Here is a 25,813-nt window from a genome sequence, read left to right as displayed (position 1 = left end):
TTGAACCTTCCCGCACCTCGGAGGCCGTCATGTCCGGAGCCATCAGTGTTCTGGTGATCATCGCCGTCATCGTTCTCGTCGTGGTCCGCCAGTGCAGAGCACGGCGGATCTCGGACGACCGGCGCTGGTGGATCCTGCCGGGCATCCTGATCTACATGGCCCTGCGCGAACCGGGACTGACGGACCCGCGCCACGAGGCGCTGTCCGTGACGTTCCTAGGCGCCGAACTGCTGGTGGGGCTCGTCACCGGTGCGGGCTGGGGCTGGACGGCCCGGCTGTGGCACGAGCCGGACGGCTCGCTGTGGAGCAAGGGCACCAGGGCCACGGCCTTCGTGTGGGCCGGGGGCCTGGTGCTGAGAGCCGCCCTCTACGGAGCCGCCACGATGTCGGACATACGACAGGGCAGCAGCGCGCTGATGGCGGCTCTAGCGGTGACGCTGCTCGTGCGCAGCGGCGTGCTGGCCCTGCGGGCCCGTGAAGTGCGTCCGGCGTACGGTGGTGCTGCCGTCGGTCCGTCACCGCAGCCGGCTTGGAAGGACCGTGTGTGACACGCGTTGCATGGACGAGCTGGCCGTCCCGGGAGGCCCTTTCCCGACGGAGCCGCACCCGCCCGAGGGCGGCCATCGCCTGGACCGTGCGTGTACTCGTGCTGACTCTCATGCTGTGGGGCACGTTCACCAACGGAAGGTTCGGGCCCTGGGAGGTCCTGGCCGGTCTGCTGGGCGTCGCGGGCTGTGCCTGGGCGGCCCGGGCTTTCTACCGGACCAGCCTGGAACACCGACTGTGGCCGTCCCTCGGGCTGATGGCCCTGCTGCTGGCGGTGGCCTTCGGGGCGCAGCAGGCCGGTGCTGGGCTGCCGGCCGTGGTCCTGTGGTGCGGCTGCGCGGTCACGGCCCTGGAGCGGCTGCCGCTCTCGGCCGGTGTTCCCGCCACTGCCGTCGCACTGGCCGCGTACGCAGCTGTCAACACCGACGGCTGGCTGACGACGGCGGCGACCACGGCGGGTCTCTGCCTCGCGGGATACGTGCTCCGACTGGATGCGGAGGCCCGAGGCAGCGCCCAGCGGCTCCTGGCCCAGGAGCGGGCCGCCCGGGTGGCGGAGGCCGAATCGGCGGCTCTGGACGAGCGGTCCAGGATCGCCCGTGAGATCCACGACGTACTCGCACACAGCCTCTCCGCGCAGCTGGTGCACCTGGAGGCGGCACGCCTGCTCATCGAGCGGGAGCCGTCCGGGGAATTCCGGGATCAGGTGCTGGAGCGGGTGGTGGCGGCCCGTTCGATGGCGCGGGAAGGACTCGCCGAGACCCGGCAGGCGCTCTCCGCGCTGCGCGGGGAGGTCACCCCGGTCGAGGATTTCCTGAGACAGCTGGTGGCTGCGGAGCCGGGCGAGGTGGTCGTGGCCGGAGAGCGACGGCAGCTCACCGCCGAGGCCTCGCAAGCGGTCCGGCGGGTGGCGCAGGAGGCACTGACCAATGTGCGCAAGCACGCGCCGGGGGCGACCGTCCTCGTACGACTGGAATATCTGCCGGACGAGGTCGCCCTGGAGGTCAGGGACAGGGGAGGCCGCCGGCCCGTGGACGAGCTCGCTGTCAGTGGCTCCGGATACGGTCTGCTGGGGATGAAGGAGCGCGCCGAGCTGCTCGGCGGGACGCTGGAGGCAGCTCCGGGCGATGGCGAGGAGGGATTCGTGGTGAGTCTGCGGGTTCCCGCGTGAACGCGCGGGTCGTGGTCGCCGATGACCAGTCGGTGGTGCGCGAGGGAATCGTGATGCTGCTGGGACTGCTGCCCGGTATCGAGGTCGTGGGATCGGCGAGGGACGGGGAGGAGGCCGTCGCGCTCGTCGCCGAGCAGTCACCCGATGTGGTTCTGATGGATCTCCGGATGCCGCGCTGCGACGGGGTGGAGGCAACAAGGCGGATTCGCAAGGAGTACCCGAGCACGCAGGTGGTGGTCCTCACCACGTTCGCGGACGACGACTCGCTCTTTCCCGCGCTCCGGGCGGGGGCCCGCGGCTATCTCACCAAGGACGCCGGCGGGGACGAGATCGTACGGGCCATCCAGGCGGTGCTGTCGGGCGAGGCCGGACTCTCGCCCGTGGTGCAGCGCCGGCTGCTGGAGCGGGTCACCACGGCGTTCGGGGCCGATGCACCGCCGTCCGTCGAGGCGATGCTGCCCGACGGGCTCACGCCCCGTGAGGCGGAGGTGCTCGTCCTGATCGCCGACGGCAGGTCCAACCAGGAGATCGCCCGCGAACTGCACATCTCGCAGGCCACGGTGAAGAGTCACATCAACAACCTCTTCGCCAAGGCCGGAGTACGCGACAGGGCTCAGGCCGTCCGCTATGCGTATGTTCGGGGTCTCGCACAGCCGCCCGGGAGATCCTTCACCTGAAGAGGTGAAGACCGGCGAATGAAGTGCCCGGGATCTTCCCGATCTGCCCATTCTTGAGTACGCGGCCGAAGTGGTCCGTGGACAAGGGGAGTTGTTCGGTGGAGAAGGAAGCAGGGCGCGACACCGCAGCGATGCGGCTCGAGGACCCGTGGTACGACGCGCTGGCCTCCGGATGGGGCGAGCTGGACGGTGCAGGAGGCTTCGTGCCCGTCGGGCCACCCGGACCAGTGGCCCCACAGCGCGGCCACAGCGCGGCCGACATCTATGTGGAGGTGCAGCGCAGTGAGGCCTTCCAGGAAGTGCGCCGCCGGTACCGGCGGTTCGTCGTCCCCGCCACCCTCGCCTTCCTCGTCTGGTACCTCGTCTACGTGGTCGCGGCCATCACCGCGCCTGGGCTGATGGCCCATCCGGTGGCCGGGGCGGTCAATGTGGCGATGGTCGCGGGACTCGGCCAGTTCCTCACGACGTTCCTGCTCACCGGGGCGTACGCACGCCATGCGCGACTGCGCAGGGACCGGGCGGCACTCGATCTGCGCTGGCAGACCCAGGAGATGACGCGGGGGATCGGGCATTGAGCGGGAACCATCAGACCCTGGCGCTCCTGCTGTTCAGCGCATTCGTCGCAGTGACCCTCGCCATCACCACCTGGGTGAGCCGCAACCGGCACGGTTCGGAGGAGGAGTTCTATGTGGGCGGCCGGCTGTTCTCCCCCATGGAGAACGGGTTCGCCATCGCCGGCGACTACATGTCGGCCGCGTCCTTCCTGGGGATCTCCGGCGTCATCGCACTGTTCGGCTACGACGGCATGCTCTACTCGGTCGGCTTCCTCGTCGCGTGGCTCGTCGTCCTGCTGCTCGTCGCCGAACTCGTCCGTAACTGCGGCCGGTTCACCCTCGCCGACGTGGTGGCGGCGCGGATGGCCGAACGCCCGGTACGGATCGCGGCAGGCACCTCCTCGGTCACCGTCTCCGTGCTCTACCTGGTGGCGCAGATGGTGGGCGCCGGCAGCCTGGTCGCCCTGCTCCTCGGCGGCACGAGTGACGCGGCCCGCACCTGGACCGTCATCGGGGTGGGGGCGCTCATGGTGATCTATGTGTCGCTCGGCGGGATGCGCGCCACGACCTGGATCCAGATCGTCAAGGCCGTGCTGCTGTTGGTGGGCGCGAGTGTGCTCACCGTGCTCGTGCTGGTCCACTTCCACGGCAATGTCAATGCCCTGCTGAACTCCGCCGCCGAACGGAGCGGGCACGGGCTCAAGTTCCTCTCGCCCGGCCTCAAGTACGGCGGGAGCTGGACCGCACGGTTCGACTTCGTGTCCTTGGGGCTCGCCCTGGTGCTGGGTACGGCCGGACTGCCGCACATCCTGTCGCGTTTCTACACCGTGCCCACCGCCCGGGCCGCCCGTCGATCTGTCGTCTGGTCCATCGGCCTGATCGGCAGCTTCTACCTGATGACGATCGTGCTCGGGTTCGGGGCAGCGGCGCTGGTCGGCCCGGCGGACGTACGCGCGTCGAATCCCGCCGGCAACACTGCGGTTCCACTGCTGGCGCTGGTCCTCGGCGGCGGCGAAGGCTCCACCGGCGGGACGATCCTCTTCGCCGTGGTCGCCGCCGTCGCCTTCGCGACCATCCTCGCCGTTGTCGCAGGGGTCACGCTCGCCTCGTCGGCCTCGGTGGCACACGACCTCTACGCCTCGCTCAGACGACCGGGCTCCAAGCAGCACAGCGAGGTCACCGTGGCGCGGATCGCCGCGGCCGGGATCGGAGTGGCGGCCATCGCGCTCGGCCTGGTCGCCCAGGACCTGAACGTGGCCTTCCTGGTGGGACTCGCCTTCGCCGTGGCGGCCTCGGCGAATCTGCCGGTGCTGCTCTACTCGTTGTTCTGGCGGAACTTCACCACACGGGGAGCGGTCTGGTCGGTCTACGGCGGGCTGATCCCCGCGGTGCTGCTCGTACTGCTGTCCCCGGTCGTCTCCGGCAGCCCCACCTCGCTCCTCCCCGGCGTCGACTTCCAGTTCTTCCCGCTGGAGAACCCCGGTCTGGTTTCCATCCCGCTCGGCTTCCTGGCCGGCTGGATCGGTACGGTCACCTCGCCCGAGCCGCCCGACACCGCCAAGCACGCGGAGACCGAGGTCCGCGCGCTGACCGGGGCCGGGGCGGTGTAGCCGGCCACAACGGCCGGTACGGCCCCGAGTGCGAGCACCCCGCGGGCCCGGCGCCCGAAGACCGGGCCGGCGGACCGCCGGAACTCCGGGCCCGCGGGCCGCCACGGGAGAGGCGCTACGGCTTCGCCCACGTGTAGCGGTGCTCGGGGCGGCCCGTCTCGCCGTACCGCAGAGTCAGCCGCACCCGCCCCGTCCGCTCCAGGAGTTTGAGATAGCGCTGTGCGGTCTGCCGGCTCATTCCGGCGCTCTCCGCGATCTCCTGCGCGGAGAGCGGCCCGTCGGCGTCCCGCAGTGCCTGGCGGACCAGTTCCGCGGTGGTGGGGGAGTGCCCCTTGGGGAGGTCCGGCTCGCCCGCCGCCCACAGTGCGCCGAAGAGCCGGTCCACCTCCCCCTGTTCGGCCTCGCCACCGCTTTCCAAGGTGCGGTGCAGTGCCGCGTACGCCTCCAGCTTGGTCCGCAGTCCGGCATACGTGAAGGGCTTCACCAGGTACTGCAGCGCGCCGTGCCGCATGGCCTCCTGCACGGTGGCCACGTCGCGGGCCGCCGTCACCATGATCACGTCGGTGCGGTGGCCCAGCCTGCGCAGCTCCCGTACCACGGCCAGTCCATTGCGGTCGGGCATGTAGTGGTCCAGCAGGACGAGGTCCACGTGATGCGATTCGACCGCGGCGAGGGCCTCGGCGGCGCTGTGTGCCTGCGCGGCCACTTGGAAACCGGGCACCTTGGACACGTACGCCGCGTTGATCCGCGCGACCCGGACGTCGTCGTCCACGACCAGGACCTGGATCATCGGCCCACTCCCATGACGCCCGCTTCCGGAAGGTCTGCCTCAGTGGGCCCGGTTCCGGTGAGGGCCTCCGGCAGAATCACGGTGAACTCGGCACCGCCGCCCGGCGCCATGCCGACGGCCGCGCTGCCCCCCTGCCGTTCGGCGAGCTTCCGCACCAGCGCGAGCCCCAGGCCCCGCTTGCCGCCGTGCGCCGGGAGTTCCTTCGTCGACCAGCCCTCGGTGAAAATCGACTCGCGTTGCCCTGCGGGGACGCCGGGGCCGCTGTCGCGAACCCGCAGCACCACCGTGCGGTCCTCCGCGCGCAGTTCCAGTTCGATCAGGGCACCGCTCGGCCCGGCGGCCGCGTCCATGGCGTTGTCGACGAGGTTGCCGACCACGGTGACGAGCCCGCGAGGGTCCACCAACCGGTCGGGGAGCAGTGTGCCTGGCGCAAGGCGCAGCGAGACGCCACGCTCCGCGGCGACCGTCGTCTTGCCGACCAGCAGGGCCGCGAGCAGTGGGTCGTGGACCTTCTCGGTGACCTGCTCGGCGGTGGCCCGGTGGACCCCGACGACCTCGGTGACGAACTCCATCGCGTCCTCGTGCATCTCCAGCTCCAGCAGGCCGAGGAGGGTGTGCAGCCGGTTGGCGTGTTCGTGGTCCTGCGCGCGCAGGGCGTCGATCAGACCGCGGGTCGAGTCGAGCTCACGGCCCAGATCCTCGAGTTCGGTGCGGTCGCGGAGGGTGGCGACGGCGCCTCCGTCAGCGGTCGGCATCCGGTTGGCGAGCAGCACCCGGCTGCCGCGTACGGTCAGCAGGTCGTCGCCCACCACCCGGCCTGCGAGCACATCCGCCGTCCGTCCCCGGCCGAGCACCTCGTCGAGCGGCAGGCCGGCGGCATCGGGGCCCAGCCCGAGCAGCCGCTGCGCCTCGTCGTTCAGAAGCCGGACGCGCCCCGCGGGGTCGAGCGCGACGACCCCTTCGCGGATGCTGTGCAGCATCGCCTCGCGTTCCGCCAGCAGCGCGGAGATGTCGGAGAAGGCCAGGTCATGCGTCTGCCGCTGGAGGCGGCGGGAGATCAGATAGGCCGCGAGCGCCCCGACCGCCAGCGCCCCGCCGGCATAGGCGAGCAGCCCCGGGATCGCCGCCAGGAGGCGGGCCCGGACGCTGTCGTACGCGATACCGACGGAGACGGCGCCCACCACGCGGCCCGTGTCGCCGCGGAGCGGCACCTTTCCCCGGGCCGAACGTCCCAGTGTGCCTCTGTCGATCTCCATGACCTCGTCGCCCGCGAGAGCCTCGCTGGGATCGGTGGAGACGACCTTGCCGATCCGGCCGGTGTCGGGATGCGACCAGCGCACTCCATGCCGGTCCATCACGACGACGTACTCGGCGCCGGTGGAGCGTCTGATCCGCTCGGCCGCGGATTGCACGGGTCCGCCCGGGGCCGGGATCGTGCTGAGCAGCGACTCGGTGATCTCTGGCTGGGCCGCTGTGCTCTGCGCGATGGCGAGCGCGCGGTGCATCGCCTCGTCGTCGAGCTGTGCGCTGAGGGGTGCCAGAAAGAGGCCGGTGGCGAGTACGGTGACGCCGGTGGCGACGGCGAGCTGCATCAGCAACACCTGGGAGAAGACCCGCTGCGGCGGGCCGAACCGTCGCGGTCTGCGGGGGGTGGGCGGTGGGGCGCTCATCGTACGAAGGTAGAACGCCTTCGTCCGCTTCCTGAAATCTGTCTTCTTTCCGACCTCACGCAATCCGTTTGCGTTTTTTTCGCTAATCTTGCGCGTATGACGCGACGACTTGCTCAGGTGGCACAGAAGGTTGGAGTCAGCGAGGCCACGGTCAGCCGGGTGCTCAACGGCAAGCCCGGCGTCTCCGACGCCACCCGGAAGGCCGTCCTCTCCGCGCTCGACGTGCTCGGTTACGAGCGTCCGACGCAGCTGCGCGGTGAGCGGGCCCGGCTGGTCGGGCTGGTTCTGCCGGAGCTGCAGAACCCGATCTTCCCGGCCTTCGCCGAGGTGGTGGGCGGTGCGCTCGCCCAGCAGGGCCTGACCCCCGTCCTGTGCACCCAGACCAAGGGCGGTGTCTCCGAGGCCGACTACGTGGAGCTGCTGCTGCAGCAGCAGGTGTCGGGAGTGGTCTTCGCGGGCGGCCTCTACCATCAGGCCGATGCCCCGCACGATCACTACAAGGTGCTCGCCGACCGCAGGATCCCGGTCGTCCTGATCAACGCCGCCATCGCCCACCTCGGGTTCCCCGGGGTCTCCTGCGACGACTCCGTCGCCGTCGAGCAGGCCTGGCGTCATCTCGTCTCGCTCGGTCACGAGCGCATCGGCCTGGTGCTCGGCCCCTCCGACCACGTGCCCTCCCAGCGAAAGCTCGCCGCTGCCCGTGCACTTGCCGGGGAGGCCGGTACGACCGTGCCCGACGAGTGGGTGGCCAGGGCCATGTTCTCGCTGGAGGGCGGACAGGCCGCCGCCATGCGCCTGCTGGACCAGGGCGTCACCGGCATCATCTGCGCCAGCGACCCCCTAGCCCTCGGGGCGGTGCGTGCGGCCCGCCGTCGAGGCCTCTCCGTGCCCGCCGACGTCTCGGTCGTCGGCTACGACGACTCCGCCTTCATGAACTGCACCGAGCCGCCTCTGACCACGGTCCGGCAGCCGATCGAGGCGATGGGGCGTGCCGCCGTCGAGCTGCTCTCCGTGCAGATCGGAGGCCGTACCGTGCCCTCGGACGAGCTGCTCTTCGAACCGGAACTCGTGGTGCGGGGGTCGACCGCGCAGCCGCCGAGGGACATTTCCTCCTGATCGTCGATATTTTGCGTCCCATTGTCCGCCTATTGCGGTCCCTGTCCGGTGAGAGCTGATCCCGAGGTGGGCAGCGGCTGTGGCGGGCGGGGGCCCGTGTACTGGCCGTTGGGACGCATCCGGAGCGGGCGTTCGCCGTACTCCTCCAGGGCATGGGCGATCCAGCCCGCTGTACGGGACACCGCGAAGACCGTCTCACCCGCCTCCGCGTCCATGCCCGAGGCGACGGAGAGCACGGCCAGCGCCAGATCGATGTTGGCGTGCAGCGGGGTGTGGCGGGCGGTCGTGGTGACCACGTCGCGAGCCGCGGCCAGCGCGGGCGCCGCCTGCGGGACCTTCGCCAGCAGGGCGAACAGCGCGCGGGCGCGCGGGTCCTCGGCCGTGTAGAGCCGGTGCCCGAGTCCCGGCACCGGGCGGCCGGTGCGGAGATGGTCCGCGACCACCGGAGCCGCGCCGCCCCGCTCCAGGACCTCGCTGAGCATCCGGTGCGCCAGGCTGCTCGCGGCGCCGTGCAGGGGACCCTCCAGAACGCCGAGGCCCGCGGAGATCACCGCATATGGATGGGCGTGGGCGGACGCGGCGACCCGGGCGGCCAGTGTCGACGCGGCCAGATCGTGGTCGATCAGAAGGCCGAGAGCGGCGTCCAGTACGGCGAGTGAGGCCTCGTCGGCCGGTCGAGCGGTGAGTTTCGGCCACAGCTGGTGTGCCAGCCGGGGCGGGTGCGCAGCGGTCCCGTCGTCGGGTGCCGAGGGCGCGCCGGCAACGGCCGGCAGCGCGCGGACCAGGGTCGGGATCAGGCTCCGAGCACTGCCGAGTACCGCCTCGCGCGAGAGATCGAAGCGCAGGGGGTCGGCTGCCGCCGCGGCGGCGAGCGCGACCCGCAGCCGGTCCGTCGACCCGCTGTGCGCGGGCAGCGCGCCGACGGTCCGGCGCGCCGCGGCCAGTGCCTCGGCAGGGGCGGCGAAGCGCAGGCCGGGCCGGAGTTCGCCGGTCCACAGCCATTCGGCGACCTCCTCGTAGGCGAAGTGCGTGGCCAGTTCGGTCGCATCGACCCCGCGGAAGTAGTAGCGGTCGCTCTCGATCAGCGTGATACCGGTACGGAAGACCAGGTCACCGGCAGCGGGCTGGGGCTCCCTGCGGCCCGTGCGCCGGATCAGCGCATCGACCTCGGCGGCGTCGAACGTACTGCCGCGGCCGCCGGGGGCACGGTGACTGGTCAGCTGCCCCCGGCTGACGTACGCGTACACCGTCTCCGGCTTCACCCCCAGCCGCTCGGCCGTCTCGCGCGTGGTGAGCCGCTCCGCACCCGCTCCGGCGTGATCGCCGGGTGCTGCTTGATCCTTCATGCTGCTCACCGTATCCATGTTGATTCAATCAACGTTGACAAGATTTAAATCCATCATAGACAGTCAAATCAATAGTGATGCGGTTGAACAGAAGTTCTCGGAGGAAGACATGTCGACCATGACCAGCGGAACGCCGCTCCAGGTGCCACGAGGCCTCGCCGGTGTCGTCGTCACGGACACCGCCCTCGGTGACGTCCGAGGGCGTGAGGGCTTCTACCACTACCGGCAGTACTCGGCGGTCGAGCTTGCGCAGACCCGCAGCTTCGAGGACGTCTGGTACCTGATGTTCCACGGGGAGCTGCCCGGCCCGGCCGCCCGCGCCGACTTCGCCGCCCGCACCGCCGCCCTGCGCCGGCTGCCCCCGGAGGTCCGCGACGCCCTCCCCGCCATAGCCCGTGCCGGCGCCGTCTCCGGCCCCCTGGCCGGGCTGCGCACCGCCCTGTCGCTGCTCGGCGCCTCGGCCGGCTTCCGCCCGGTGTACGACATCGACGGTGACCGGCGCCGCAGCGATGCGCTGGCCGCCTGCGCCGCCGTCCCCACCGTGCTGACCGCCCTGTACCGGCTCGGCCGGGGCCTCGAACCGGTCGAACCGCGCGACGATCTGCCGTACGCCGCCAACTACCTGTACATGCTCACCGGTGCGGAGCCCGACGCGGCGCGCGTCAGGGCCGTCGAGCAGTATCTGATCTCCACCGTCGACCACGGCTTCAATGCCTCGACCTTCACCGGCCGGGTCGTCGCGTCCACCGGCGCGGACATCGCCGCCTGTCTGGTGGCCTCCGTCGGCGCGCTCTCCGGGCCGTTGCACGGCGGAGCGCCCAGCCGCGCGCTCGACACCCTGGACGCGATCGGCACCCCCGACCGGATCGACGGCTGGATCCGCGGGCGGGTTCTGGCGGGCGAACGGATCATGGGCTTCGGTCACCCCGTCTACCGCACAGAGGACCCGCGCTCCCGGATGCTGCGCGGGATCGCCCAGAGTTTCGGCGGTCCGCTCGTCGACTTCGCCGTAGAGGTGGAACGCCAGGTCGAGGCAATCCTGGCCGAGCTCAAACCGGGACGTGAGCTGCACACCAACGTGGAGTTCTACGCGGGCGTCGTCATGGAGCTGTGCGGGCTGCCACGGGACATGTTCACCCCAACCTTCTGTGCGGCGCGGGTGGTCGGCTGGAGCGCCAATATCCTGGAGCAGGCGGACGACTCCAAGATCATCCGCCCAGCGGCCCGATACGTCGGTCCGCCCCCGCCGCAGCCGGTCCCGGCTCCCTGACGTCCCCCCAGGAGGGCCTCGTTGAATCCGCCGTCCCCGTCCCGCAGGCACCGGATCCCGGTCATCGTTCTGGCGGGGTTCCTCGGCTCCGGTAAGACGACGCTGCTCAACCACATCCTGCGTCACCGTGCGGGGAACCGGATCGGTGTGATCGTCAACGACTTCGGCTCCATCGAGATCGACGCCATGACGGTCTCGGGTCAGGTCGGCTCGACCGTCTCGCTGGGCAACGGATGCCTGTGCTGCGCCGTCGACGCCGGCGAACTCGACACCTTCCTGGAAACCCTGACCCGGCCCGCCGCCCGCCTCGACGTGATCGTCATCGAGGCGAGCGGACTGGCCGAACCGCAGGAGCTCGTGCGGATGCTGCTGGCCAGCGAGAACCCGCACATCGTGTACGGGGGGCTCGTGGAGGTCGTCGACGCCGCCGAGTTCGGTGCCACCCGGGAGCGTCATCCGGAGATCGAGCGCCATCTCGGCATCGCCGATCTCGTCGTGCTGAACAAGACGGACCGGGTCGCCCCCGAGGAACAGGACCGCGTCAGGGCCGCTGTCAGGGCCACCGGCAGCAGGGCGGCCGTGATCTGCGCGGCGTACGGGCGCATCGACCCTGAGCTGCTCTTCGACCCGGTGCTCCGGCCCGACGGCGACGAGCGGACGCGCCAGCTCACCTTCGAGGACCTCCTGCTGGAGGACGGCGGGACCGAGGGGCACCCGGGCCATCTGCACACCGCGTACGAGAGTCTCGCCTTCACCGCGGACGCACCGATGAATCCCCGCCGGCTGATGGCCTTCCTCGATTCCCGGCCGGAGGGCCTCTACCGGATCAAGGGATTCGTCGACTTCGGATCGGGCGACCGCGCCAACAGGTACGCCGTGCACGCCGTCGGCCGGTTCCTGCGGTTCGCCCCAAGGCCCTGGACGCGCGACGAGCCTCGCCTCACCCAGCTCGTCCTGATCGGCTCCGGGGTCGATCGGGACACCCTGCACAAGGAGCTGTCCGGCTGCCGCGAAAGCGCCGTACCGGCGGCGCACACGGTCCGGCGGCCCGGCATGGAGCAGGACGCCGCACATGAGCGGAGCATGTGGGGCGTCCTGCGGTACGTACAGCAGCCGGACGGCTGAGCAGGCTCCCTTACACCGGTCCCGCGATCACCGCGACCGGCGCGGTGAGCGGCGTCCCCGAGCCGTCGCGCCGCGGATCCGCATCCGGCAGCCCGACCGGTGCCCCGTTCTTCTGGGCCGCCCGTGCCGGGATCGCGCCCGCCCAGGCGAACACCAGGACGTCCTCGCCCTTGAGGAAGCGCTGACAGCGCACCCCGCCGGTGGCCCGCCCCTTGCGCGGATACTGGTCGAACGGCGTGAGCTTCGCCGTCAGCACCGAGTCGTCCAGCGTGCCGTGCGAGCCGGCCACCGTGAACACCATCGCGTCCACCGCCGGGTCCACCGCACCGAACGAGAGCACCTCGGCACCCGCCGTCAGCTTCACGCCCGCCATACCGCCGGCGGGCCGGCCCTGCGGCCGTACCTGCTGTGCCGGGTAGCGCAGCAGCTGTGCGTCGGACGTGATGAAGACGAGATCCTCCTCGCCCGTCCGCAGTTCGGCGGCGCCGACGATCCGGTCACCGTCCTTGAGGGTGATGACCTCCAGCTCGTCCTTGTTGGCCGGATAGTCCGGCACCACGCGCTTGACCACTCCCTGCAGGGTGCCGATCGCCAGCCCGGGGGAGGACTCGTCGAGCGTGGTGAGGCAGATGATCTCCTCGTCCGCCCCCAGTGTGAGGAACTCCGAGACCTGCGCGCCGCCCGAAAGGTTCGGCGCCGCGTGGGTGTCCGGCAGCTGAGGCAGATCGATCACCGCGAGCCGCAGCAACCGTCCGGTGGACGTCACCACGCCGACATCGCCCCGCGCCGTCGCAGGCACCGCCGACACGATCACATCGTGCTTGGCGCGCTTGGCGTCCTCGGCGACCACGATCGGGTCGCCGGTGGCCGTACGGGCCAGCAGACCGGTCGAGGACAGCAGCACCCGGCACGGGTCGTCGGCCACCTCGAGCGGCACCGAGGCGACCTGCGAACCGGCCGACTCCAGCAGCACCGTACGCCGGTCGGTGCCGAACTTCTTCGCAACCGCGGCCAGTTCGGCGGAGACCAGCTTCCGCAGCTCGGCATCCGATTCGAGGATCGCCGTCAGCTCGCCGATCTCGACGTTGAGCCGGTCCCGCTCGCTCTCCAGCTCGATCCGGTCGAACCGGGTGAGCCGGCGCAGGGGTGTGTCCAGGATGTACTGCGTCTGGATCTCGCTCAGCGAGAAGTGCTCGATGAGCCGCTCCTTCGCCTGGGCCGAATTGTCGCTGGACCGGATGAGCCGGATGACCTCGTCGATGTCGATCAGCGCGACCAGGAGGCCTTCGACCAGGTGCAGCCGGTTGCGGCGCTTGGTCCGGCGGAACTCGCTGCGGCGGCGCACCACGTCGAAGCGGTGGTCGAGATAGACCTCGAGGAGCTCCTTGAGACCCAGCGTGAGCGGCTGACCGTCGACCAGCGCCACGTTGTTGATGCCGAAGGACTCCTCCATCGGCGTCAGCTTGTAGAGCTGCTCCAGCACGGCCTCGGGCACGAAGCCGTTCTTGACCTCGATGACCAGGCGGAGCCCGTGCTCGCGGTCGGTGAGGTCCTTGACGTCGGCGATGCCCTGGAGCTTCTTCGCCGAGACCAGGTCCTTGATCTTGGCGATCACCTTCTCCGGGCCGACGGAGAAGGGCAGTTCGGTGACGACCAGACCCTTGCGGCGCGCCGTCACGTTCTCCACCGCGACGGTCGCACGGATCTTGAACGTACCGCGTCCCGCGGCGTACGCGTCCTTGATGCCGCCGAGGCCCACGATCCGGCCGCCGGTCGGCAGGTCGGGCCCGGGGACGAACCGCATCAGGGTCTCCAGGTCCGCGCCCGGATGCCTGATCAGATGGCGGGCGGCGGCGATGACCTCGCCCAGGTTGTGCGGCGGCATGTTGGTCGCCATGCCGACCGCGATCCCGGACGAACCGTTGACCAGGAGGTTCGGGTACGCGGCCGGGAGGACGACCGGTTCCTGCTCCTGGCCGTCGTAGTTCGACTGGAAACCGACGGTGTCCTCGTCGATCGACTCGGTCATCAGCGACGTGGCGTCGGCCATCCGGCATTCGGTGTACCGCATGGCGGCCGGCGGGTCGTCGTTGCCGAGCGAGCCGAAGTTTCCGTGCCCGTCGACGAGGGGGAGCCGCATCGAGAACGGCTGCGCCATCCGTACCAGGGCGTCGTAGATCGACGCGTCGCCGTGCGGATGCAGCTTGCCCATGACCTCGCCGACGACGCGGGCGCACTTCACATAGCCGCGGTCGGGGCGCAGGCCCATCTCGTTCATCTGGTACACGATGCGGCGGTGCACCGGCTTCATGCCGTCACGGGCGTCGGGCAGGGCCCGTGAGTAGATCACCGAGTACGCGTACTCGAGGAAGGAGCCCTGCATTTCGTCGACGACGTCGATGTCGAGGATCTTCTCCTCGAAGTCGTCCGGCGGCGGGGTCTTCGTGCTGCGGCGGGCCATCGCTGCTGCGACTCCTTCACGGATTCTGTTCGGGCAACCTCAGGTTCTGACGCGGACCATTGTGGACCGCCGCACCGACAAGCCCGACCTCGACCCGTCCCAAGCGCTCTTTCAGGGACTTCTGCGGCACGGGAACTTCGCCAGGTGTCGGTGCGCTTGCTTACAGTGGCAGGTCTCGCAGGATTTTCAGTATCGCGATCGAAGGGACGTACATGCCCATGGGTCACACGGCCACAGCCCAGGCCGGCTCCGGCGGCTTGACAGCGACCGAGCACCGTCTGGCCAACGGCCTGCGCGTGGTGCTCTCCGAGGACCATCTGACCCCGGTCGCCGCGGTGTGCCTCTGGTACGACGTCGGTTCGCGCCACGAGGTCAAGGGGCGCACGGGTCTGGCTCACCTTTTCGAGCACCTGATGTTCCAGGGCTCCGGACAGGTCAAGGGGAACGGACACTTCGAGCTGGTGCAGGGGGCCGGCGGCTCCCTCAACGGGACGACCAGTTTCGAGCGGACCAACTACTTCGAGACGATGCCCACGCACCAGCTGGAGCTGGCCCTGTGGCTCGAGGCCGACCGGATGGGCTCGCTGCTCGCCGCCCTCGACGAGGAGTCCATGGAGAACCAGCGGGACGTCGTCAAGAACGAGCGCCGCCAGCGGTACGACAACGTCCCCTACGGCACGGCGTTCGAGAAGCTGACCGCCCTCGCCTACCCCGAGGGACACCCGTACCACCACACCCCGATCGGCTCGATGGCCGACCTGGACGCCGCGACCCTCGAGGACGCGAGGACCTTCTTCCGTACGTACTACGCGCCCAACAACGCGGTGCTGTCGGTCGTCGGCGACATCGACCCGGAGCAGACGCTCGCCTGGATCGAGAAGTACTTCGGCTCCATCCCTTCCCACGACGGCAAGCAGCCGCCGCGCGACGGCACGCTCCCCGAGATCATCGGCGAGCAGCTGCGCGAGGAGATCCAGGAGGAGGTCCCCGCGCGGGCGCTGATGGCCGCCTACCGGCTGCCGCACGACGGCACCCGGGAGTGCGACGCTGCGGATCTCGCGCTGACCGTGCTCGGTGGCGGTGAGTCCTCGCGGCTGCACAACCGTCTGGTACGCCGCGACCGCACCGCCGTCGCGGCCGGTTTCGGACTGCTGCGGCTGGCCGGCGCGCCGTCGCTCGGCTGGCTGGACGTGAAGACGTCCGGTGGTGTCGAGGTGGCGCAGATCGAGTCCGCGGTCGACGAGGAGCTGGCCCGGTTCGCCGCCGACGGCCCCACGCCCGAGGAAATGGAGCGTGCCCAGGCACAGTTGGAGCGCGAGTGGCTGGACCGGCTCGGCACGGTCGCGGGACGCGCGGACGAACTCTGCCGGTTCGCCGTGCTGTTCGGTGACCCGCAGCTCGCCCTGACCGCCGTCCGGCGGGTCCTGGACGTCACCGCGGAAGAGGTCCAGGCGGCCGCCAAGGCGCAGCTGCGCCCCGACAACAGGGCGGTGCTGGTCTACGAGCCGGTCGAACCGGCCGAGTCCGCCGATGGGGCGGACGCCGACGAGACGGACGCCGACACCGACACGCACGAAGGAGCGGACAAGTGACCGACGCTGCCGCGACTGGAGTATCGATGGAGTACCACCCGCAGCCGACGCCCGGCACGGCCAGGCCCTGGGCCTTCCCCGCGCCCGAGCGCGGCGCCCTGCCCAGCGGGCTGACGGTGCTGCGCTGCCACCGCCCCGGCCAGCAGGTCGTCGCGGTCGAGATCTTCCTCGACGCCCCGCTGGACGCCGAGCCCGAGGGCCTCGACGGCGTGGCCACGATCATGGCGCGGGCCCTGTCCGAGGGCACCGACAAGCACTCCGCCGAGGAGTTCGCCGCCGAACTGGAGCGCTGCGGCGCGAGCCTGGACGCGCACGCGGACCACCCCGGCATCCGGGTCTCCCTGGAGGTCCCGGCCTCCCGGCTGGCCAAGGCGCTCGGACTGGTCGCCGAGGCGCTGCGGGCACCCGCGTTCGCCGACACCGAGATCGAGCGGCTGGTGAACAACCGGCTCGACGAGATCCCGCACGAGCAGGCCAACCCGGCGCGGCGGGCCGCCAAGCAGCTCTCCAAGGAACTGTTCCCCGCCACGGCGCGCATGTCCCGCCCGCGGCAGGGAACCGAGGAGACGGTGGAGCGGATCGATTCCGCGGCCGTACGCGCCTTCTACGAGGCCCATGTCCGCCCGTCCACCGCGACCGCGGTGGTCGTCGGTGACCTCACCGGCATCGATCTGGACGCGCTGCTCGCCGACACGATCGGCGACTGGTCGGGCGACGCCGCGGAACCCCGTCCCGTCCCGCCGATCACCGCCGACGACACCGGCCGCGTGGTGATCGTCGACCGGCCGGGCGCCGTGCAGACCCAGCTGCTGCTCGGCCGCGTCGGCGCCGACCGGCACGACAGCGTGTGGCCGGCCCAGGTGCTGGGCACCTACTGCCTGGGCGGCACCCTCACCTCCCGGCTGGACCGGGTACTGCGCGAGGAGAAGGGCTACACGTACGGCGTGCGGGCCTTCGGGCAGGTCCTGCGGTCGTCGGCGCCGGACTCCGCGACCGGGGCGACCGGCGCGGCGATGCTGGCCATCAGCGGATCGGTGGACACGGAGTCCACCGGACCGGCGCTGGACGACCTGTGGAAGGTCCTGCGGACGCTCGCGGCCGACGGGCTGACCGACGCCGAGCGCGAGACGGCCGTGCAGAACCTCGTGGGTGTCGCCCCGCTGAAGTTCGAGACGGCCGCCTCGGTCGCGGGCACGCTCGCCGACCAGGTCGAGCAGCACCTCCCGGACGACTACCAGGCGCAGCTGTACGCACGCCTGGCCGAGACCGGCACGGTCGAGGCGACCGCGGCGGTGGTCAACGCCTTCCCGGTGGACCGGCTGGTCACGATCCTGGTCGGCGACGCGGCACAGATCGCGGAGCCGGTCAGGGCGCTGGGCATCGGCGAGGTGTCGGTCGTCGCCGGCTGATACGACAGAGTCCCGCATAACGGGACATAGGGAGACCCTTGCGAGTCTGTTCTCGCCGGGGTCTTCCCTTTTGTCCGAAATGTTGCATTGAGTGGCTGAATGCCCTGTGGGATGCACTACAAAACGGCCTGTCCGTTTGGTGATTGAAAGTGACCCCGCCTAGCGTCGGCTCAGCTGTCCGTCACCCGTATGCCGCATCCGCGGCGCCGTACAGCCATCGCCGAATCCCCGTCGGGCGCGAGCCCGGGGAGCCGGGGACCCATGAGTCCCTGGGGTGAATCGGATACCGCGACCTCGTGCGAGGCCGGGGATCCGTAGGAGACCTTCCTGCTCCGAACCCGTCAGCTAACCCGGTAGGCGAGAAGGAAGGAAAGGACCAGTCACTTCATGGCGTTCATCCGCCCCACCGGGAAGCACCGTGCCCCGAGCCGTCTGACGCGCAGGAGCGCACGGGTCGCCGGAGCCGCGGCTCTCGCCACCACGGGCGTCATCGGCGGACTGGCATCCCCGGCCCTCGCCGCGGATGCCGGCACCCCCGCCGTCGACGAGACCGGACTGACCCAGGTCATCGCCATCGAGGAGACCGTCGCCGACCGCGTGGCGCTCCAGGCCGACGTGCAGAAGCACCAGGCCCACCTCGCCGCCGAGGCGAAGGCCAAGGCCGCCGCGGCGGCCAAGGCGAAGGCCGAGGTGGCTGCGAGGGCGAAGGCCGAAGCCCGCGCAGAGAAGGCCCGTGAGGCGAAGGCCCGCGCCGCCCGTTCCGCCGAGCGCACCCGCCTGGGTGCCTTCCAGCTCCCCGTCGCCGGTTCGTACGTCACCACCGGCTACAAGTCCAGCGGTTCCCTCTGGTCCTCCGGCCGCCATTCGGGCATCGACTTCCACGCCGCCTCCGGCAGCTCCGTCGTCGCCGTCGGCGCCGGCACGGTCGTCGAGGCCGGCTGGGGCGGCGCGTACGGCAACAACATCGTGCTCCGGATGACGGACGGCACGTACACCCAGTACGGCCACCTCTCCTCGATCGGTGTCTCGGTCGGCCAGAGCGTCCGCGGCGGCCAGCAGATCGGCCTCTCCGGCTCGACCGGCAACTCCACCGGACCGCACCTCCACTTCGAGGCGCGCACCACACCGTCTTACGGCTCCGACATGGACCCCGTGGCGTATCTGCGCGCCCACGGCGTCAACGTCTGACCGACGCCGCACCGCATCACCTCCGAAGGCCCCGGCTCCCCGCCGGGGCCTTCGCCGTACCCGCCGGACCGGCTCGTGGAGTCGGACCGCGGAACCGGATCCGGGCCAAAAGATATTCATGAATTCCGGCCCGGCGTCGGAAATGCGGTCGCATTGCAATAGAGTCGCAGAACAGGCGTCGATCGGCCGCGTTTCGCGGGGATTAAGGCGGAGGTTCGGACATGCGCATTCCGGCGCATTCGGTATGCACGGCAATCCGTGACGACATCGTCTCCGGTGTCTTCGAACGCGGCAGCAGACTCACCGAGGAGCTGCTCGCGCGCCGTTACGGGGTCTCCCGCGTCCCGGTACGGGAAGCGCTGCGCACCCTGGAGTCCGAGGGCTTCGTGGTCACCCGCCGACACGCCGGGGCCTGCGTCGCCGAGCCCACCGAGCAGGAGGCCGTCGACCTCCTGGAGGTGCGGATGCTGCTGGAGCCGCTGGGTGCCGCCCGCGCCGCGCAGCGCCGCACCGAGGCGCACCTGAAGGTGCTTCGCGGCCTGGTCAGGCTGGGGCAGGAGCGGGCCAGGCGGGGCGAGGGGGAGGATCTGCGCCCGCTGGGAGGCTGGTTCCACGAGACGCTCGCCCAGGCGTCCGGCAGCCCCGGACTCATCGCGCTGCTCACCCAGCTACGGCACAAGATCGCCTGGATGTACGCGGTCGACCAGCCGGCCCGCCCCGCCGATTCCTGGGCCGAGCACGGGGCCATCGTGGACGCCGTGGCCCGCGGTGACGCGGAACGGGCCAGGGGGCTGGCCGCCCAGCATGCCGAGCGGGCGGCCGGCGCGCACCGGCTGCGCCGCGCGGGCAGCATCCCGGGTCACGGGACCGGCGCCCCCGGCCGGGTGAGAACTTCGCAACATTCCGTAAACACCGCGAGCGGCCGTCATTAACACATGCGCCGTATACAAAGAGAAGTAATTCGGCGGGGCTTTCTTCGTGTTGCCCGAATTCGCTTCCGATGCGCACCGGCTTGAGAAAACGAAAGAGCCGCGGCGCCGTTCGGGGGCGCCGCGGCTCCGCCGCAGGAATAAGCCGGAAGGAATCGGCAGGAAGGAATCGGCCGGAATGGCCGGTCCTGTCGCAATCTCCGGAATCAGACGGTCTCCGGGAGCTCCTCGAGCCCCTCGGCTACCAGCTTCGCCAGCCGGTCGAGCGCGGCCTCCGCGTCGTCCGCCTCGGAGGCGAGCACGATCTCCTCGCCGCCCTGGGCGCCGAGGCCGAGCACCGCGAGCATGGAGGCGGCGTTCACCGGGCTGCCGTCGGACTTGGCGACCGTCATGGGGACGCCGGAAGCCGTGGCGGCACGGACGAAGATGGAAGCGGGGCGGGCGTGCAGGCCCTCGGCCCAACCGACATTGACGCGGCGCTCAGCCATGGTTCTGCCCTTCACGAATCAACGGTTGTCTAGACCATTCTCTCACGCAGTGCGCACTGCTCCGCCCGACACGCCAACCGGCCCGCAGCCTGTGCCGCACGGGCGATCCGCCCCCCAGACTGCCCCGCTCCCGAGCCCCACGCGACCGCTGACCGGGTCGTAGGCTTTGTCCATGCAGCCCATGCCGGAGCAGAGTCCGCACCATGCGTACCCCGACCACTGGGAAGCCGACGTGGTGCTCCGGGACGGAGGAACGGCCCGGATCAGGCCCATCACCACGGGCGACGCCGAGCGCCTGGTCAGCTTCTACGAGCAGGTCTCCGACGAGTCGAAGTACTACCGCTTCTTCGCCCCGTACCCCCGGCTGTCCGCCAAGGACGTGCACCGCTTCACCCATCACGACTACGTCGACCGGGTGGGCCTCGCGGTCACGGTCGGCGGCGAGTTCATCGCCACCGTCCGCTACGACCGGATCGACGCGGCCGGCCGCCCCGCGTCCGCGCCCGCCGACGAGGCCGAGGTCGCCTTCCTCGTCCAGGACGCCCATCAGGGCCGCGGCGTGGCGTCGGCCCTGCTCGAACACATTGCCGCGGTGGCCCGCGAGCGCGGTATCCGGCGCTTCGCCGCCGAGGTGCTGCCCGCCAACAACAAGATGATCAAGGTGTTCCGGGACGCCGGTTACACCCAGCAGCGCAGCTTCGAGGACGGCTCGGTCCACCTCACCCTCGATCTCGAACCGACCGCCGAGTCGCTCGCCGTCCAGCGCGCCCGTGAACAGCGGGCTGAGGCACGCTCGGTGCAGCGGCTGATCGCGCCGGGCTCGGTCGCCGTCATCGGTACCGGCCGCACCCCCGGCGGAGTGGGCCGCACGGTCCTGCGCAACCTTCTCGGTGCCGGCTTCACCGGCCGGACGTACGCCGTGAACAGCGCGTTCGCCGCCGACCAGGGTGCGATCGACGGCATCCCCGCCCATCGCTCCATCGGCGAGATCGGCGAACCGGTCGACCTCGCGGTCGTCGCCGTGCCCGCGGACCGGGTCCCGGAGGCCGTCGCCGACTGCGGCGAACACGGGGTCCAGGGCCTCATGATCCTCTCCGCCGGATATGCCGAGTGGGGTGCCGAGGGCAGGGAACGGCAGCGCGAACTGGTGCGTCAGGCCCGCTCGTACGGCATGCGCATCATCGGCCCGAACGCCTTCGGCCTCATCAACAACTCCGACGCCGTACGACTGAACGCCTCACTCGCCCCCGAGTCGCCCGCCCGGGGGCGGATCGGGCTGTTCACCCAGTCGGGCGCGATCGGCATCGCGCTGCTCTCCGGGCTCTACCGCCGCGGTGCGGGCCTGTCCACATTCATCTCCGCGGGCAACCGCGCCGACATCTCGGGCAACGACTTCCTGCAGTACTGGTACGAGGACCCGGACACCGATGTCGCCCTGCTCTACCTGGAATCGCTCGGCAATCCGCGCAAGTTCACCCGCCTCGCGCGGCGCACCGCGGCGGTGAAACCGGTGGTCGTGGTCAAGGGCGCCCGGCACAGCGGCTCCACCCCGCCCGGTCACGCCGTACCGGTCAGCCGGATCCCGGACGCGACCGTGTCCGCACTCATGCGGCAGGCGGGCGTGATCCGCGTCGACACGGTGACGGAGATGGTCGACGCGGGCCTGCTCCTCGCCGACCAGCCCCTTCCCGCGGGCCCCCGGGTCGCGATCGTCGGCAACTCCGAATCCCTCGGCCTCCTGACGTACGACGCCTGTCTGGCCGAGGGGCTGCGCCCGCGCCCACCCCGCGACCTCACCACCGCGGCCACCCCGCAGGACTTCCGGGACGCGCTGGCCGAGGCGCTCGCCGACCAGAGCTGCGACGCCGTGATCGTGACGGCGATCCCATGGGTGGGCGAGAGCGGCGAAGCGGAATCGGGTGACGGCGAGGTGCTGGCGGACGCCCTGCGCACCGCTGCGGACACGGGCCCGGCCAAGCCGGTGGCCGTGGTCCATGTGGAGATCGGCGGCCTGGCCGAGGCGCTCGCGGCCGCCACCAGCACCGTCGCGGTGCCGCGCGTGACCGCTGCGGAGCCCGTGCCGGGCGCGACGGCCACCGCGGGGGCGCCGGTGACAGCGGCCCCGGGGAACACCCCCGCCGCCACGGCGGGCGCCGGGGCCGCCCAGGCCCGGCAGAGCAGCCCCGCCGCCACGGACACCGCCCCCACCACGGGCCGTATCCCCGCCTACCCGGCCGCCGAGCGCGCCGTCCGCGCGCTGGCCGAGGCGGTGAAGTACGCGCAGTGGCGGCGCCAGGCCGCGCTGCCCGGGAAGGTGCCCGAGTTCCTCGACGACACCATCGACGAGGCCGGGGCCGCCACCCGCATCGACGCCCTCCTCGGGCCCGCGCCCGACCCCCGGGGCCGCCCGCTCGGCCACGACGAGGCACGCGAACTCCTGGAGTGCTACGGCATCACCGTGCGGCCGACGCTCCCCGCCCCCGACCCGGAGGCCGCCGTCGCCGCCGCCGCGCGGCTCGGCTACCCGGTGGCGCTCAAGACCACCGCACCTCATCTGCGCCACCGGGCCGATCTCGGCGGAGTCAGGCTCGACCTCGCCAACGAGACCGCGCTGCGCCGGTCGTACGGCGAGCTGACGGACCTGCTCGGCAAACCCGCCGAACTGCTGCCGGTCGTCCAGTCCATGGCGCCGCGTGGAGTGGACACCGTCGTACGGGCCTCGATCGACCCGGCCGCGGGAGCCGTCCTCTCCTTCGGTCTCGCGGGCGCACCCTCCGAACTTCTCGGAGACACCGCCCACCGCCTCGTGCCGGCCACCGACCGCGACGCCGCCGAACTGATCCGGTCCATCCGGGCAGCCCCCGTCCTCTTCGGCTGGCGCGGCTCGGCACCGGTCGACACCGCGGCGCTCGAAGAACTGCTGCTGCGGGTGTCCCGGCTGGTCGACGACCATCCCGAAGTGGTCTCCGTCGCCCTGGAACCGGTCGTGGTCGCCCCCCAGGGGCTGACCGTCCTCGGCGCGAGCGTCCGGCTGTCGCCGCCTCCAGCCCGTACCGACCTCGGGCCCCGCCGCCTCCCCGATTACTGAGCCGGCCGCCCGAACCACCGGGGAGCGGGCCCCGGCCCTGTCCACAGCGTCCCCGGCAGTCATTCACCCCCCGTAGGATGGTGCGTATGGCGAAGACCGGTACGACGACCCAGGGGCTGCGCGCGGCGATCGAGCGCAGCGGCTACTACCCGGCCCTTGTGGCCGAGGCGGTTGAGGCCGCCGTCGGCGGTGAGCCGGTCGCTTCGTACCTGGTGCACCAGGAGACCACCTTCGACTCCAACGAGGTGCGCAGGCATGTCACGGTCCTGGTCCTGACGGACAACCGTTTCATCGTCAGCCACACCGACGAGCAGAACGCGGACACCAGCTCCCCGTCGCCGTACGCCACCACCTCCACCGAATCCGTCAAGCTGGACCGGATCTCGTCCGTCGTGGTCAGCCGTGTCGTGGCCGACCCGGAGAAGTACGTGCCGGGGACGCTGCCCCGCGAGGTCGTCCTGACCATCGGGTGGGGCGCGGTCTCCCGGATCGACCTCGAGCCCGCCGCCTGCGGCGACCCCAACTGCGAGGCGGACCACGGCTACACCGGCAGCTCGACCGCCGACGACCTGAGCTTGCGCGTCAGCGAGGCCGGTGACGGCCCGGACACGGTGCGCCAGACCCTCGCGTTCGCCCAGGCGCTCTCCGAGGCGACGGCCGCGACCGCGGCGACCGGCCGCTGATGGCCCAGCCGGCCTGGCAGGACCCCGTTCTCCTCCCTCTCGACACAGCACCCGTCCCCGAGTACGGCAGCGGTTCGCTCGCGGATCTGCTGCCGACGCTCGTCGCCGGACAGGGCGTACGCGGCTTCACGGCGGCGATCCCGGAGCTGACCCCCGCCGACCGGAACTGCGTCTTCCTGATCGATGGTCTCGGCTGGGAGCAGATCACGGCCCATCCGGACGAGGCGCCGTTCCTGCACTCCCTCCTCCCCACCTCGCGCGGCGGCACCGGCCGTCCGATCACGGCCGGATTCCCGGCCACCACGGCGACCTCGCTCGCCTCGGTCGGCACCGGTCTGCCGCCCGGAGCGCACGGCCTTCCCGGCTACACCGCCCGCAATCCGGAGACCGGCGAGCTGATGAACCAGCTCCGCTGGAAGCCCTGGACCTCCCCGGCGGTCTGGCAGCCGTACCCCACGGTCTTCGGGCTCGCCGACGAGGCGGGTGTGGCGACCGCGCAGGTCTCCGCCCCGACCTTCCAGCACACCCCGCTCACCAAGATCGCGCTCAGTGGCGGCACGTTCCACGGCAGGCTCACCGGCGAGGACCGCATGGACCTGGCCGCGGACCGGCTCGCCGCCGGTGACCGGTCGCTCGTCTACACGTACTACAGCGAGGTCGACGGCAAGGGGCACCGCTTCGGCGTCGACTCCGACGCCTGGCGCGGCCAGTTGATGTACGTGGACGGCCTTGCACAGCGCCTGGCCGAGCAGCTGCCGCCCCGCTCCGCGCTGTACATCACCGCCGACCACGGCATGATCGACATTCCGTTCGACGAGCAGTCCCGGATCGACTTCGACGAGGACTGGGAGCTGCGCGCGGGCGTCGCCCTGCTCGGCGGCGAGGGCCGGGCCCGTCATGTGTACGCCGTCCCGGGCGCCGAGACCGATGTGCTGACCGTCTGGCGGGAAGTCCTGGGCGAGCAGTTCTGGGTGGCGAGCCGGGACGAGGCGATCGCGGCCGGCTGGTTCGGTCCGCAGATCGACGAGCGGGTGTACGGCAGGATCGGCGATGTGGTGGCGGCCGCACACGACGACGTGGTGGTCACCGCCTCCGTCCAGGAGCCGCACGAATCCGCGATGGTCGGCATGCACGGCTCGATGACCCCCGTCGAGCAGCTCGTCCCGCTCCTCGAAGTACGCTCGTAACCCCGTTTTCCACTCTCTCCGGCCCGCTCTCCCCGGCCCCGCCCGAACCGAAAGGCGCTCAACCCCTCATGCCCGAGCTTGTGTTCTTCTCCGGAACGATGGACTGCGGAAAGAGCACACTCGCGCTACAGATTGCGCACAACCGTTCGGCGAGAGGGCTGCAGGGTCTGAACTTCACTCGGGATGACCGTGCGGGGGAGGGCAAGCTCTCTTCACGGCTCGGGCTGGTGACCGAGGCGGTCGAGGCGGTGCAGGGCATGGATCTGTATGCCTATGTCGTCGACCGGGTGTCGCAGGGCGGCAGGGTCGACTACTTGATCGTGGACGAGGCGCAGTTCCTGGAGCCGGTGCAGATCGATCAATTGGCGCGAGTCGTGGACGACTTGAGCCTGGATGTCTTCTCCTTCGGAATCACCACGGATTTTCGCACGAAGCTGTTCCCCGGCTCGCGGCGGCTGATCGAGCTGGCGGACCGGGTGGAGACGTTGCAGGTGGAGGCGATGTGCTGGTGCGGGGCGCGTGCTACGCACAATGCCCGCACGGTGGGCGGCGAGATGGTGGTGGAAGGTGAACAGGTCGTAGTCGGTGACGTGAGCAGCCCCGCTGCGGAGACCGGCTACGAGGTGTTGTGCCGGCGTCACCATCGTCGCCGCATGACGAGCGGTTCCGCCCGTGCCGGCGCGCTCTCGCCGGACGTCCTGCCGGTGGCCTCCGGCTGAGGTTGTCGGCTGAACAGGCCGTGGTTCCGGCCCCACGCGGCCCAGGCCCGCGCCGACGGGCGCCGGCCCCGGCCCAAACCGTGCAAGATCACCCGGAACCCCGAGCTGCGGGCGCCTCCGTCGCCGCCCAGCTCAACGGCCACTCACGCAAAACGCTCGGCTGGGAAGCCCCAGCCGAGCGCCTGCACAAACTGCTC

At 71.0% G+C, this 25,813-nt stretch carries 21 protein-coding genes and 1 riboswitch; of the genes, 16 read left to right on the top strand and 5 right to left on the bottom strand.

Going from position 1 to position 25,813, the window contains the following annotated elements:
- Nucleotides 1-29 precede the first annotated feature (29 nt).
- The 5 genes from ACFVXE_RS02370 (at nt 30) to ACFVXE_RS02350 (ending at nt 4,555) form a co-directional block, all read left to right on the top strand.
- Nucleotides 30-548: a DUF1453 domain-containing protein gene (locus tag ACFVXE_RS02370; protein ID WP_389668357.1), complete on the top strand. Its 519-nt coding sequence runs from the start codon at nt 30-32 to the stop codon at nt 546-548.
- Entirely contained in the window at nt 545-1,714 is a 1,170-nt protein-coding gene (locus ACFVXE_RS02365; RefSeq protein WP_389668356.1) for a sensor histidine kinase, read from the top strand. Before ACFVXE_RS02370 ends, ACFVXE_RS02365 begins: the two co-directional genes overlap by 4 nt.
- Nucleotides 1,711-2,391: a response regulator gene (locus ACFVXE_RS02360; RefSeq protein WP_389668354.1), complete on the top strand. Its 681-nt coding sequence runs from the start codon at nt 1,711-1,713 to the stop codon at nt 2,389-2,391. The genes ACFVXE_RS02365 and ACFVXE_RS02360 overlap by 4 nt, the downstream gene beginning before the upstream one ends.
- 131 nt (nt 2,392-2,522) lie before the next feature.
- Nucleotides 2,523-2,966 (top strand): DUF485 domain-containing protein, encoded by a 444-nt coding sequence (locus ACFVXE_RS02355; RefSeq protein WP_389668501.1) that lies wholly within the window; start codon nt 2,523-2,525, stop codon nt 2,964-2,966.
- Nucleotides 2,963-4,555 (top strand): cation acetate symporter, encoded by a 1,593-nt coding sequence (locus ACFVXE_RS02350; protein ID WP_389668352.1) that lies wholly within the window; start codon nt 2,963-2,965, stop codon nt 4,553-4,555. Before ACFVXE_RS02355 ends, ACFVXE_RS02350 begins: the two co-directional genes overlap by 4 nt.
- A gap of 115 nt (nt 4,556-4,670) precedes the next feature.
- On the opposite strand, the gene ACFVXE_RS02345 is transcribed toward ACFVXE_RS02350, so the two are convergent.
- Nucleotides 4,671-5,345: a response regulator gene (locus tag ACFVXE_RS02345; protein ID WP_389668350.1), complete on the bottom strand. Its 675-nt coding sequence runs from the start codon at nt 5,343-5,345 to the stop codon at nt 4,671-4,673.
- Entirely contained in the window at nt 5,342-7,015 is a 1,674-nt protein-coding gene (locus tag ACFVXE_RS02340) for an ATP-binding protein (protein ID WP_389668348.1), read from the bottom strand. The genes ACFVXE_RS02345 and ACFVXE_RS02340 overlap by 4 nt, the downstream gene beginning before the upstream one ends.
- 96 nt (nt 7,016-7,111) lie before the next feature.
- On the opposite strand from ACFVXE_RS02340, the gene ACFVXE_RS02335 reads away from it, so the two are divergent.
- Nucleotides 7,112-8,131, top strand: coding sequence for a LacI family DNA-binding transcriptional regulator (locus tag ACFVXE_RS02335; protein WP_389668346.1), 1,020 nt, complete (start codon nt 7,112-7,114; stop codon nt 8,129-8,131).
- A gap of 29 nt (nt 8,132-8,160) precedes the next feature.
- Here the strand turns inward: ACFVXE_RS02335 and ACFVXE_RS02330 are convergent, their stop codons facing one another.
- Entirely contained in the window at nt 8,161-9,477 is a 1,317-nt protein-coding gene (locus ACFVXE_RS02330; protein ID WP_389668344.1) for a citrate/2-methylcitrate synthase, read from the bottom strand.
- Nucleotides 9,478-9,586: 109 nt separating this feature from the next.
- Between ACFVXE_RS02330 and ACFVXE_RS02325 the strand changes: the two genes are divergently transcribed.
- Together ACFVXE_RS02325 and ACFVXE_RS02320 are read left to right on the top strand one after the other, a co-directional pair.
- Entirely contained in the window at nt 9,587-10,747 is a 1,161-nt protein-coding gene (locus tag ACFVXE_RS02325; protein ID WP_389668342.1) for a citrate synthase, read from the top strand.
- A gap of 21 nt (nt 10,748-10,768) precedes the next feature.
- Nucleotides 10,769-11,872: a CobW family GTP-binding protein gene (locus ACFVXE_RS02320; protein ID WP_389668340.1), complete on the top strand. Its 1,104-nt coding sequence runs from the start codon at nt 10,769-10,771 to the stop codon at nt 11,870-11,872.
- A gap of 10 nt (nt 11,873-11,882) precedes the next feature.
- On the opposite strand, the gene ACFVXE_RS02315 is transcribed toward ACFVXE_RS02320, so the two are convergent.
- A complete protein-coding gene (locus ACFVXE_RS02315; RefSeq protein WP_389668339.1) occupies nt 11,883-14,333 on the bottom strand; it encodes a DNA topoisomerase (ATP-hydrolyzing) subunit A in 2,451 nt (816 codons plus the stop codon).
- Nucleotides 14,334-14,545: 212 nt separating this feature from the next.
- Between ACFVXE_RS02315 and ACFVXE_RS02310 the strand changes: the two genes are divergently transcribed.
- From ACFVXE_RS02310 to ACFVXE_RS02295, 4 genes are all read left to right on the top strand, one after another.
- Nucleotides 14,546-15,925 carry a M16 family metallopeptidase gene (locus tag ACFVXE_RS02310; protein WP_389668337.1) on the top strand — a complete coding sequence of 460 codons (1,380 nt, stop codon included), beginning with the start codon at nt 14,546-14,548 and terminating at the stop codon, nt 15,923-15,925.
- A gap of 26 nt (nt 15,926-15,951) precedes the next feature.
- Nucleotides 15,952-17,334, top strand: a complete 1,383-nt coding sequence (locus ACFVXE_RS02305; RefSeq protein WP_389668499.1) for a M16 family metallopeptidase — start codon at nt 15,952-15,954, stop codon at nt 17,332-17,334.
- Between the two features lie 208 nt (nt 17,335-17,542).
- Nucleotides 17,543-17,709, top strand: a riboswitch (cyclic di-AMP (ydaO/yuaA leader).
- Nucleotides 17,710-17,721: 12 nt separating this feature from the next.
- Nucleotides 17,722-18,522 (top strand): M23 family metallopeptidase, encoded by an 801-nt coding sequence (locus ACFVXE_RS02300; RefSeq protein ID WP_389668335.1) that lies wholly within the window; start codon nt 17,722-17,724, stop codon nt 18,520-18,522.
- A gap of 221 nt (nt 18,523-18,743) precedes the next feature.
- The gene (locus ACFVXE_RS02295) at nt 18,744-19,454 is read left to right on the top strand and encodes a GntR family transcriptional regulator (RefSeq protein WP_389668334.1); all 711 of its coding nucleotides are present in this window, start codon (nt 18,744-18,746) and stop codon (nt 19,452-19,454) included.
- Nucleotides 19,455-19,657: 203 nt separating this feature from the next.
- On the opposite strand, the gene ACFVXE_RS02290 is transcribed toward ACFVXE_RS02295, so the two are convergent.
- A complete protein-coding gene (locus ACFVXE_RS02290; RefSeq protein ID WP_389668332.1) occupies nt 19,658-19,939 on the bottom strand; it encodes an HPr family phosphocarrier protein in 282 nt (93 codons plus the stop codon).
- A 172-nt stretch (nt 19,940-20,111) separates the two neighbouring features.
- Between ACFVXE_RS02290 and ACFVXE_RS02285 the strand changes: the two genes are divergently transcribed.
- The 4 genes from ACFVXE_RS02285 (at nt 20,112) to ACFVXE_RS02270 (ending at nt 25,616) form a co-directional block, all read left to right on the top strand.
- The gene (locus ACFVXE_RS02285) at nt 20,112-23,027 is read left to right on the top strand and encodes a GNAT family N-acetyltransferase (RefSeq protein WP_389668330.1); all 2,916 of its coding nucleotides are present in this window, start codon (nt 20,112-20,114) and stop codon (nt 23,025-23,027) included.
- 86 nt (nt 23,028-23,113) lie between these two features.
- On the top strand, nt 23,114-23,710 hold the full coding sequence (locus ACFVXE_RS02280; RefSeq protein WP_389668328.1) for a DUF5998 family protein: 597 nt from the start codon (nt 23,114-23,116) through the stop codon (nt 23,708-23,710).
- Entirely contained in the window at nt 23,710-24,897 is a 1,188-nt protein-coding gene (locus ACFVXE_RS02275; RefSeq protein WP_389668326.1) for an alkaline phosphatase family protein, read from the top strand. The genes ACFVXE_RS02280 and ACFVXE_RS02275 overlap by 1 nt, the downstream gene beginning before the upstream one ends.
- A 68-nt stretch (nt 24,898-24,965) precedes the next feature.
- Nucleotides 24,966-25,616, top strand: coding sequence for a thymidine kinase (locus ACFVXE_RS02270; protein WP_389668324.1), 651 nt, complete (start codon nt 24,966-24,968; stop codon nt 25,614-25,616).
- The last annotated feature ends 197 nt before the right edge of the window (nt 25,617-25,813 follow it).

It is taken from the genome of Streptomyces sp. NPDC058231 (genome assembly GCF_042882275.1).
Lineage (GTDB): Bacteria > Actinomycetota > Actinomycetes > Streptomycetales > Streptomycetaceae > Streptomyces.
Note: the sequence above shows the minus strand (reverse complement) of the source record. Positions and strands in the feature narration are given on the sequence as shown.

Coding starts and splice junctions, on each gene's coding strand:
- ACFVXE_RS02275 (WP_389668326.1), top strand. CDS start 23,710: ATGGCCCAGCCGGCCTGGCAGGACCCCGTTCTCCTCCCTCTCGACACA.
- ACFVXE_RS02305 (WP_389668499.1), top strand. CDS start 15,952: ATGGAGTACCACCCGCAGCCGACGCCCGGCACGGCCAGGCCCTGGGCC.
- ACFVXE_RS02370 (WP_389668357.1), top strand. CDS start 30: ATGTCCGGAGCCATCAGTGTTCTGGTGATCATCGCCGTCATCGTTCTC.
- ACFVXE_RS02270 (WP_389668324.1), top strand. CDS start 24,966: ATGCCCGAGCTTGTGTTCTTCTCCGGAACGATGGACTGCGGAAAGAGC.
- ACFVXE_RS02300 (WP_389668335.1), top strand. CDS start 17,722: ATGGCGTTCATCCGCCCCACCGGGAAGCACCGTGCCCCGAGCCGTCTG.
- ACFVXE_RS02285 (WP_389668330.1), top strand. CDS start 20,112: ATGCAGCCCATGCCGGAGCAGAGTCCGCACCATGCGTACCCCGACCAC.
- ACFVXE_RS02315 (WP_389668339.1), bottom strand. CDS start 14,333: ATGGCCCGCCGCAGCACGAAGACCCCGCCGCCGGACGACTTCGAGGAG.
- ACFVXE_RS02345 (WP_389668350.1), bottom strand. CDS start 5,345: ATGATCCAGGTCCTGGTCGTGGACGACGACGTCCGGGTCGCGCGGATC.
- ACFVXE_RS02335 (WP_389668346.1), top strand. CDS start 7,112: ATGACGCGACGACTTGCTCAGGTGGCACAGAAGGTTGGAGTCAGCGAG.
- ACFVXE_RS02355 (WP_389668501.1), top strand. CDS start 2,523: ATGCGGCTCGAGGACCCGTGGTACGACGCGCTGGCCTCCGGATGGGGC.
- ACFVXE_RS02340 (WP_389668348.1), bottom strand. CDS start 7,015: ATGAGCGCCCCACCGCCCACCCCCCGCAGACCGCGACGGTTCGGCCCG.
- ACFVXE_RS02325 (WP_389668342.1), top strand. CDS start 9,587: ATGTCGACCATGACCAGCGGAACGCCGCTCCAGGTGCCACGAGGCCTC.
- ACFVXE_RS02280 (WP_389668328.1), top strand. CDS start 23,114: ATGGCGAAGACCGGTACGACGACCCAGGGGCTGCGCGCGGCGATCGAG.
- ACFVXE_RS02295 (WP_389668334.1), top strand. CDS start 18,744: ATGCGCATTCCGGCGCATTCGGTATGCACGGCAATCCGTGACGACATC.
- ACFVXE_RS02330 (WP_389668344.1), bottom strand. CDS start 9,477: ATGAAGGATCAAGCAGCACCCGGCGATCACGCCGGAGCGGGTGCGGAG.
- ACFVXE_RS02310 (WP_389668337.1), top strand. CDS start 14,546: ATGCCCATGGGTCACACGGCCACAGCCCAGGCCGGCTCCGGCGGCTTG.
- ACFVXE_RS02290 (WP_389668332.1), bottom strand. CDS start 19,939: ATGGCTGAGCGCCGCGTCAATGTCGGTTGGGCCGAGGGCCTGCACGCC.